The 8,469-nt window shown below is 56.3% G+C and carries 8 protein-coding genes and 1 tRNA gene; 2 read left to right on the forward strand and 7 right to left on the reverse strand.

Annotated elements, in window-relative coordinates; translation table 11 throughout:
• Positions 1-2: 2 nt before the first annotated feature.
• The 5 genes from ilvD to ilvL form a co-directional block, all read right to left on the reverse strand.
• Positions 3-1,853 (reverse strand): dihydroxy-acid dehydratase, encoded by a 1,851-nt coding sequence (gene ilvD, locus ABLV54_RS03790; RefSeq protein WP_023291545.1) that lies wholly within the window; start codon positions 1,851-1,853, stop codon positions 3-5.
• 60 nt (positions 1,854-1,913) lie between these two features.
• The gene (gene ilvE / locus ABLV54_RS03795; protein ID WP_032430284.1) at positions 1,914-2,843 is read right to left on the reverse strand and encodes a branched-chain-amino-acid transaminase; all 930 of its coding nucleotides are present in this window, start codon (positions 2,841-2,843) and stop codon (positions 1,914-1,916) included.
• Between the two features lie 16 nt (positions 2,844-2,859).
• Positions 2,860-3,117: an acetolactate synthase 2 small subunit gene (gene ilvM / locus ABLV54_RS03800; protein ID WP_004886870.1), complete on the reverse strand. Its 258-nt coding sequence runs from the start codon at positions 3,115-3,117 to the stop codon at positions 2,860-2,862.
• Positions 3,114-4,760, reverse strand: a complete 1,647-nt coding sequence (ilvG, locus tag ABLV54_RS03805) for an acetolactate synthase 2 catalytic subunit (protein ID WP_049013138.1) — start codon at positions 4,758-4,760, stop codon at positions 3,114-3,116. The genes ilvM and ilvG overlap by 4 nt, the downstream gene beginning before the upstream one ends.
• Before the next feature lie 140 nt (positions 4,761-4,900).
• Positions 4,901-4,999, reverse strand: a complete 99-nt coding sequence (gene ilvL / locus ABLV54_RS03810) for an ilv operon leader peptide (RefSeq protein ID WP_001311244.1) — start codon at positions 4,997-4,999, stop codon at positions 4,901-4,903.
• Positions 5,000-5,353: 354 nt separating this feature from the next.
• Between ilvL and ABLV54_RS03815 the strand changes: the two genes are divergently transcribed.
• Entirely contained in the window at positions 5,354-6,874 is a 1,521-nt protein-coding gene (locus ABLV54_RS03815; RefSeq protein ID WP_032454493.1) for a YifB family Mg chelatase-like AAA ATPase, read from the forward strand.
• 25 nt (positions 6,875-6,899) lie between these two features.
• Here ABLV54_RS03815 and ABLV54_RS03820 read toward each other — a convergent pair whose 3' ends face one another.
• Positions 6,900-7,238 carry a DUF413 domain-containing protein gene (locus ABLV54_RS03820; RefSeq protein WP_004886877.1) on the reverse strand — a complete coding sequence of 113 codons (339 nt, stop codon included), beginning with the start codon at positions 7,236-7,238 and terminating at the stop codon, positions 6,900-6,902.
• A gap of 118 nt (positions 7,239-7,356) precedes the next feature.
• Here ABLV54_RS03820 and hdfR point away from each other — a divergent pair, with 118 nt between their 5' ends.
• Positions 7,357-8,178, forward strand: a complete 822-nt coding sequence (hdfR, locus tag ABLV54_RS03825; protein ID WP_032454492.1) for an HTH-type transcriptional regulator HdfR — start codon at positions 7,357-7,359, stop codon at positions 8,176-8,178.
• Positions 8,179-8,287: 109 nt separating this feature from the next.
• On the opposite strand, the gene ABLV54_RS03830 is transcribed toward hdfR, so the two are convergent.
• Positions 8,288-8,363 (reverse strand) — tRNA-Trp (locus ABLV54_RS03830).
• Positions 8,364-8,469 lie beyond the last annotated feature (106 nt).

Raw genomic sequence — 8,469 nt, forward strand, 5'->3', positions numbered from 1 at the left:
GATTAGCCACCCAGTTTCGATTTATCGCGAACCGCGCCTTTGTCAGCGCTGGTCGCCAGACTGGCGTAGGCGCGAAGGGCAAAGGAGACCTGACGCTGGCGATGCTTCGGCGTCCACGCCTGGTCGCCACGCGCTTCCTGGGCTTCACGACGCGCCGCAATTTCCGCATCGCTCAGCTGCAGCTGGATGCTGCGGTTCGGAATATCAATCGCGATCATGTCGCCATCTTCAATGAGCGCAATGTTGCCGCCGCTCGCCGCTTCCGGTGAGACGTGACCGATAGAGAGCCCTGAGGTGCCGCCGGAGAAACGGCCATCGGTGATCAGCGCGCAGGCTTTGCCCAGCCCCATCGACTTCAGGAAGCTGGTGGGGTAAAGCATCTCCTGCATCCCCGGCCCGCCTTTCGGCCCCTCGTAGCGGATCACGACGACGTCGCCTTCAACGACTTTACCGCCGAGGATGGCCTCTACCGCATCGTCCTGGCTCTCATATACTTTCGCCGGACCGGTAAATTTCAGGATGCTGTCGTCCACGCCGGCGGTTTTCACGATACAACCGTTTTCCGCGAAATTGCCGTACAGCACCGCCAGGCCGCCGTCCTTGCTGTAAGCATGTTCCAGAGAACGGATACAGCCTTCGGCGCGATCGTCATCCAGCGTATCCCAGCGGCAGTCTTGCGAGAACGCCTGGGTGGTACGGATGCCCGCCGGGCCGGCGCGGAACATCTTTTTCACCGCATCGTCCTGAGTCACCATCACATCGTACTGTTCCAGGGTCTGCGGCAGCGTCAGGCCGAGGACGTTTTTAACCTCGCGATTCAGCAGCCCGGCGCGGTCCAGCTCGCCCAGAATGCCCAGCACGCCGCCGGCGCGATGCACATCTTCCATATGGTATTTCTGCGTGCTCGGCGCCACCTTACACAGCTGCGGCACTTTGCGGGAGAGCTTATCGATATCGCTCATGGTGAAATCGATTTCAGCTTCCTGCGCCGCCGCCAGCAGGTGCAGAACGGTGTTGGTGGAACCGCCCATGGCGATATCCAGCGTCATGGCGTTCTCAAAGGCCGCCTTGCTGGCGATATTGCGCGGCAGCGCGGAAGCGTCATCCTGCTCGTAATAGCGTTTGGTCAGCTCAACGATACGTTTCCCGGCGTTAAGGAACAGCTCCTTACGATCGGCGTGGGTCGCCAGCAGAGAGCCGTTACCCGGCTGCGACAGGCCCAGCGCTTCGGTCAGGCAGTTCATGGAGTTGGCGGTAAACATCCCGGAACAGGAGCCGCAGGTCGGACAGGCGGAGCGTTCCACCTGATTACTCTGCTCGTCAGACACTTTCGGATCCGCCCCCTGGATCATCGCATCCACCAGGTCGAGCTTGATGATTTTATCTGACAGCTTGGTTTTCCCGGCTTCCATTGGGCCGCCGGACACAAAGATCACCGGAATGTTCAGGCGCAGGGAAGCCATCAACATCCCCGGGGTGATTTTGTCGCAGTTGGAGATACAGACCATCGCATCCGCACAGTGGGCGTTAACCATGTACTCCACCGAGTCGGCGATCAGCTCGCGGGATGGCAGTGAATAGAGCATACCCCCGTGGCCCATGGCGATCCCATCATCCACTGCGATGGTGTTGAATTCTTTGGCCACGCCACCGGCGGCTTCAATCTGCTCGGCAACCAGTTTGCCGAGATCGCGCAGGTGCACGTGCCCGGGAACAAACTGGGTAAAGGAGTTAACGACGGCGATAATCGGTTTGCCGAAATCGGCATCGGTCATCCCGGTTGCGCGCCACAACGCGCGGGCGCCCGCCATATTGCGGCCATGTGTGGTGGTGGCGGAACGGTACTTAGGCATGCTCTTTTTACTCCCATCTGTGTTTATTAAATGGGACGGTGCGTGCCGTCCCATTTTTAATTACTTACTTACCGGATCCAACCAGCTCCATTTGTCTTCTGTTTCACCGGTGAAGAGGCCAAAGAAGGCTTCCTGAATGCGTTTGGTAACCGGACCGCGACGGCCTGCGCCGACCTGGATGCCATCCACGCTGCGTACCGGGGTGATTTCCGCCGCGGTGCCGGACATGAAGACTTCATCCGCCAGGTACAGGGATTCACGGGACAATACCTGCTCGCGGACTTCAATACCGAGATCTTTCGCCAGCTTGATGATGGCGTCGCGGGTAATGCCCGGCAGCGCGGAAGAGGTAAACGGCGGGGTGAACAGCACGCCGTCCTTCACTTCAAACAGGTTTTCGCCTGCGCCTTCCGAGATATAGCCGTTAACATCGAGGGCGATACCCTCCTGGTAGCCATGGCGACGCGCTTCGCTGCCAACCAGCAGCGAGGAGAGATAGTTGCCGCCGGCTTTCGCCGCCGTCGGGATGGTGTTCGGCGCCGCGCGGTTCCAGGAAGAGACCATTGCATCGATCCCCTGCTCCAGCGCTTCTGCGCCGAGGTAGGCTCCCCACGGGAACGCCGCGATGATCACGTCAGTGTTGTAACCCGGAGGCGGGTTTACCCCCATGCCGACATCGCCAACAAACACCAGCGGGCGGATATAAGCGCTGGTCAGATTATTGGTGCGAATGACTTCACGGCAGGCTTCCATTAGTTCGTCGACGCTCTGGGAGACCGGGAAACGATAAATTTTGGCTGAATCATGCAGACGCTGCATATGTTCGCGATGACGGAACACCACCGGGCCTTTGTGCGAGTCATAGCAACGGATGCCTTCGAATACCGAGGTGCCATAGTGCAGCGCATGGGACATCACATGAACTTTCGCTTCGCCCCACGGAACCATCTCGCCATTGAACCAGATGTAATCAGCTTTTTTCGTCGTCATTTTTCTTCCTTTGCGCTCAGGCGCGGATTTGTTGTGATGTGGGTTGCTGGATCTCGACGCAGGCAACGTCGACCAGTTTGCTTAATTGACTAAACAGTAATTCGACGGGCCGCGGGCTGGCAACGGTCAATTCGATATTTATGTTCTGTGCGTCCGCCGCGGTTTCCATGTTCATTGCGCAGATTTGGAAACCACGGTGGCGGACAACGCGCAGCACGCGCTCTAAGGTTTCCGGGTTGAAACGTGCCTGTAAAGCGACCTGATGTTGCATCATGATAATTTCTCCAGCATTTCAGAGTTACTGGCGCCGGGCGGCACCAACGGCCAGACATTCTCAAGTTCGTCGATTGAGACATGAAGCAGGTATGGCCCCTGGCTCGAAAGCATGGTGTCGAGTGCCGCTTCAACCTGGTCTTTACGGGTGATGTGTTGGCCAGGAATACCGAAGGCGCTGGCCAGCGTGAGGAAATCAGGGTTATCAGTCAGAGTGGTTTCGCTATAACGTTCCTGGAAAAACAGCTGCTGCCATTGTCGAACCATCCCTAACCGCTGGTTGTCGAGTAATACGATCTTCAGCGGTAACTGCTTGCGTTTAACGGTGCCCAGCTCCTGCACATTCATCATGAAGGAGCCGTCACCGGAGATACAGATCACTGTATCGTTAGGGCGCGCCACCTGGGCGCCAACGGCGGCCGGCAGGCCAAAGCCCATGGTGCCTAAGCCGCTGGAGGTGATGAAGTTTTCCGGGCGGGTATAGGTCATATGCTGAGCCGACCACATCTGATGCTGACCAACGTCGGTTGTCACCACGCTGTCCGCCGGCTTGCGGTCGGAAAGCTGTTTCAGCAACAGCGGCGCGTAGATTGCCTCACCGGGATGATCGTAACGCCAGGCGTGATCGGCACGCAGCGCGGCACTCCGCTCGCGCCAGCCATCGATAGCTAACGGCTGCTGCAGCGCCGGCAGCAAGCGGTTCAGGTCGCCGGTCAGACCGATGTGCGCCTGGCGCAGCTTGTTCAGCTCCGCCGGATCGATGTCCATATGGATCACTTTGGCATGCGGCGCGAAGGTGTTGAGCTTGCCGGTCACGCGATCGTCAAAGCGCGCGCCGACGGCAATCAGCAGATCGCACTCCTGTACCGCCAGGTTGGCCGCCCTGGTGCCGTGCATTCCCAGCATGCCGAGATAATACGGGTAATCGGCGTCCACCACGCCCAGCCCTTTCAGAGTGCAGGTCGCCGGCATCCGGGTTACGGCGAGGAATTCACGCAGCGCCGGTACCGCCTGCGCCATGCCGACCCCGCCGCCAACATACAGCATCGGTTGCTGCGATTGAGCCAGCATCTGCAGAGCCTGAGCCACTTCCGCCTGCGGAAATGCCATCTCATCGGCGACCGTAGAGAAATGGGGATCGAGATCGCCCTGCGCCATCTGAATATCCTTAGGGATATCAACCAGCACCGGGCCTGGACGGCCTGAGTTTGCCACCTGGAAAGCTTCAGCAATGACCCGCGGCAGCTCGTCCAGAGACTGCACGAGGAAACTGTGCTTAGTACAGGCCAGTGACAAACCGAGAACGTCTACTTCCTGAAACGCATCCGTGCCGATGAAGGGCGCGGCCACCTGGCCGGTGATGGCGACAATGGGGATGGAGTCAAGCAAAGCGTCCGCCAGGCCGGTGATCAGATTGGTCGCGCCCGGGCCGGAGGTGGCGATACACACTCCGGTTTTACCGGTTGCTCGCGCATAACCAATGGCCGCCATGGCTGCCCCTTGCTCATGCCGGCACAGCAGGTGCTCCACGCCGCCGTCATACAGTGCATCGTAAACCGGCATAATTGCGCCACCCGGATAGCCAAAAACGGTGTCGACCCCCTGTGTCCGCAAAGCATGTACCACCCACTGCGCGCCATTCATAGTTAGTTCCCCGTCATAAATCGGGAGAAACAGAATTTTATGCTAAAAGTCATCATCTGCTCCTCGCTTAGGTTATTTCAGTTATAAAAAAACCCCCGGACCTTTCGGTGCGGGGGTCTTAGTTCGTTAAGGCTTGATTATTAAGCCTTTCCTCGTCCAAGTGCAGCCCCGCACGGTGGGATAATAATCACCACCACGCTAATCACGACCAAGCTAATCACTCGTAGAAGGGCTGTCATTTTCTGTACTTTCTGGCTTCTTGTTCGAAGGAATACCTAAAGAGGTACCACAGACATCACATAAAACACAAGATTTTTTTATATCTCCGTTGCTGAGCAGCCTAACAGTTTCAGCAAAAATAATTGTTTTATATGAAAAAAATCAGAAATGAAAAAAATTCAGTTTTCTCTCGCCTGGCGCGCGCTTTTGCGCGTGCCTTTCCAACACCACTCTCTTTTGCGAGCGAAATTCCATTTTCGGCTAAATGTAACGATATAGCGCGAAAAGTATGGATGTATGGTCCTAAATTCTCACTATTACCGCTCCCGTTTTACCACAGGTCAGCCATAATCCTGCCTGGTCCAGGAGGTTTTATGTCGCTCGCCATCGTCTATACTCGCGCGGCGCTCGGTATCGAAGCGCCATTGATTACTGTCGAGGTTCATCTCAGCAACGGTCTGCCCGGCCTGACTATGGTCGGACTGCCGGAGACTACCGTGAAAGAGGCCCGTGACCGGGTCCGTAGCGCCCTGATCAACAGCGGCTACGCTTTCCCTGCCAAGAAAATAACCATTAACCTGGCGCCAGCGGATCTACCTAAAGAGGGCGGACGATACGATCTGCCTATCGCTCTCGCGCTTCTCGTCGCCTCAGAGCAGCTCAATACGACGCGACTGAATCACTATGAGTTTGTGGGCGAACTCGCCCTCACAGGTGGGTTACGCGGCGTTCCAGGGGCGATCCCCAGCGCAATGGAGGCCATCAAAGCCGGCCGGCGTATCGTCGTCTCCGCTGATAATGCGGCTGAGGTCGGCCTGATCGGCGGCAGCGATTGCCTGGTCGCCGACCATCTGCAGGAGGTGTGCGCTTTTCTCGCGGGGCAGACATCGCTTTCGCCGCCTCTTGCCGAGGCACCCATTGTTGATGAACGCGGCGAAGATTTGCGCGATGTTATCGGCCAGCAGCAGGGAAAACGAGCGCTGGAGATTGTGGCCGCCGGGGGTCACAACCTGCTCCTGATAGGCCCGCCCGGCACCGGGAAAACCATGCTTGCCAGCCGGCTACCCGGTCTCCTGCCGCCATTAAGCAATCAGGAAGCACTGGAGAGCACCGCCATTCAGAGCCTGGTCAATCTGCATACCGCGAAGACCCGGTGGCGTCAGAGGCCGTTTCGCGCGCCTCACCATAGCGCCTCGCTGGCAGCGATGGTGGGCGGCGGCTCAATACCGGTCCCCGGTGAGATTTCCCTGGCCCATAATGGCGTGCTGTTTCTTGATGAACTGCCTGAGTTTGAGCGGCGTGTACTGGATGCGCTGCGCGAACCCATTGAGTCAGGCAAGATCCACATATCACGCTCGCGCGCCAAAATTGACTATCCGGCGCGCTTTCAGCTTATCGCGGCGATGAACCCAAGCCCGACAGGGCATTATCAGGGCAAACATAATCGTACATCGCCTGAGCAGACATTACGTTATCTGGGACGTCTGTCAGGCCCCTTCCTTGACCGCTTCGATCTCTCCTTAGAGATCCCGCTGCCGCCGCCAGGGATACTGAGCCAGGGCACGCAGGGCGAAGAGTCTAGCGCAACGGTCCGGCAGCGGGTGCTGGCGGCGCGCGAACGGCAAATGCTCAGGCAAAATAAGCTCAATGCTCATCTTGAGAATCGTGAAATGAAGAGCTGCTGCCACTTACGGCGGGAGGACGCTGTCTGGCTGGAACAGACGCTAACGCAGTTGGGGCTCTCTATTCGAGCCTGGCAGCGTCTGTTAAAGGTGGCGAGAACCATTGCCGATCTGGCAGAGGCTGAAGAGATTGAACGCCGTCATTTGCAGGAGGCGCTCAGCTATCGGGCGATAGACCGGATGCTAAACCATCTGCAGAAAATGATGGCGTAAAAAAAAGGGCTTACGCCCTTTTTTCTTAGTCATCGCTTTCGGTGTAATCGTCAGCGCCTTCCATCTGCGGTTTGCCGCCGGAAAGGGTATGGAAACGCTTCGGCCGCTTGATGCGCGCCATATACTTAATCCATACGCGTTCTGCTTCCGTTACCGGCTCACGCTCACCACGGCACACCGAGACAAACTGTTTTTCATCATCGGTAACAGGTTCGCGTTTACCCAGTTCCAGTTCGTTAAAGGCATAACCATGACGTTCCAGCAGTTGCGCCTCTTTGATGGTGAAATCACCGTGACGGGAGAACCCGCGTGGATAATTTTTATTGTCGAAAAAACGATTAGTCGTCGTAAAGCTTTCCGCCATCCTACACGCTCCTGATTCTTTGGCCGAGCTATTTATGGCGCGGAGTATTAGTTACGCTTGACAGAGCGTCAAACAAAACATTTAAATCATCACGACAAATAATTTTGTGGAGAACGGTGTGGATACGGAATTGCTCAAGACTTTCCTGGAAGTGAGCAGAACTCGTCACTTTGGGCGAGCAGCAGAGGCGCTTTACCTGACGCAGTCAGCGGTCAGCTTTCGTATTCGTCAGCTGGAAAATCAACTTGGTGTGAACCTGTTCACCCGACATCGTAATAACATTCGCCTGACGACGGCCGGAGAAAAGCTCCTGCCTTACGCCGAAACGTTAATGAATACCTGGCAGGCTGCGCGCAAGGAGGTCGCACACTCTTCGCGACATAATGAATTCTCCATCGGAGCCAGCGCCTCGCTGTGGGAATGCATGCTTAACGGCTGGCTCGGCACCCTCTACAGCGCACCTTACAATCTCCAGTTTGAAGCGCGTATCGCACAGCGGCAGTCGCTGGTTAAACAGCTTCATGAACGCCAGTTGGATCTGCTGATCACCACCGAATCGCCGAAGATGGATGAATTAAGCAGCCAGCTGTTGGGTAATTTTACCCTTGCCTTGTATTGCGCATCGCCTGCAAAAAACAGAAATGAATTGAATTACTTGCGCCTTGAATGGGGGCCTGATTTTCAGCAAAACGAAGTGGGTCTGATAGGAAGCGATGATGTTCCGCTGCTCACTACCTCTTCAGCTGAATTGATCTACCAGCAATTATCACGCCTGAACGGCTGCTGTTGGCTACCTGTTCGCTGGGCCAAAGAGAAGCATGGGTTACATACGGTCATGGACAGCGCTACGCTTTCCCGCCCACTCTATGCGATCTGGTTACAAAATAGCGATAAGCAGGGGCAGATCCACGAGATCCTGAAAAGCCCTATCCTGGAATAAGCGGTACTCTCCATGGACGGAGAGAAGCAAGGTATTTTGAACAGGGATATTGCAGATGGAGAGTAGAGATAAAAAAAAATCCTTTGCCTGAGCAAAGGATTCTTATAAATGGCAGGGGCGGAGAGACTCGAACTCCCAACACCCGGTTTTGGAGACCGGTGCTCTACCAATTGAACTACGCCCCTAAAGCTTTCTTACCACTAAGCCTGCTATCTGAGCAGGCTTAATGTTAAATAAGTGGCGGAACGGACGGGACTCGAACCCGCGACCCCCTGCGTGACAGGCAGGTAT

It is taken from the genome of Klebsiella sp. JB_Kp042 (genome assembly GCF_040065275.1).
Lineage (GTDB): Bacteria > Pseudomonadota > Gammaproteobacteria > Enterobacterales > Enterobacteriaceae > Klebsiella > Klebsiella quasipneumoniae.

Bases quoted from the DNA above. Each gene is read 5' to 3' on its own strand.
- ilvD (WP_023291545.1), bottom strand. From the start codon at position 1,853: ATGCCTAAGTACCGTTCCGCCACCACCACACATGGCCGCAATATGGCG.
- ilvE (WP_032430284.1), bottom strand. From the start codon at position 2,843: ATGACGACGAAAAAAGCTGATTACATCTGGTTCAATGGCGAGATGGTT.
- ilvM (WP_004886870.1), bottom strand. From the start codon at position 3,117: ATGATGCAACATCAGGTCGCTTTACAGGCACGTTTCAACCCGGAAACC.
- ilvG (WP_049013138.1), bottom strand. From the start codon at position 4,760: ATGAATGGCGCGCAGTGGGTGGTACATGCTTTGCGGACACAGGGGGTC.
- ilvL (WP_001311244.1), bottom strand. From the start codon at position 4,999: ATGACAGCCCTTCTACGAGTGATTAGCTTGGTCGTGATTAGCGTGGTG.
- ABLV54_RS03815 (WP_032454493.1), top strand. From the start codon at position 5,354: ATGTCGCTCGCCATCGTCTATACTCGCGCGGCGCTCGGTATCGAAGCG.
- ABLV54_RS03820 (WP_004886877.1), bottom strand. From the start codon at position 7,238: ATGGCGGAAAGCTTTACGACGACTAATCGTTTTTTCGACAATAAAAAT.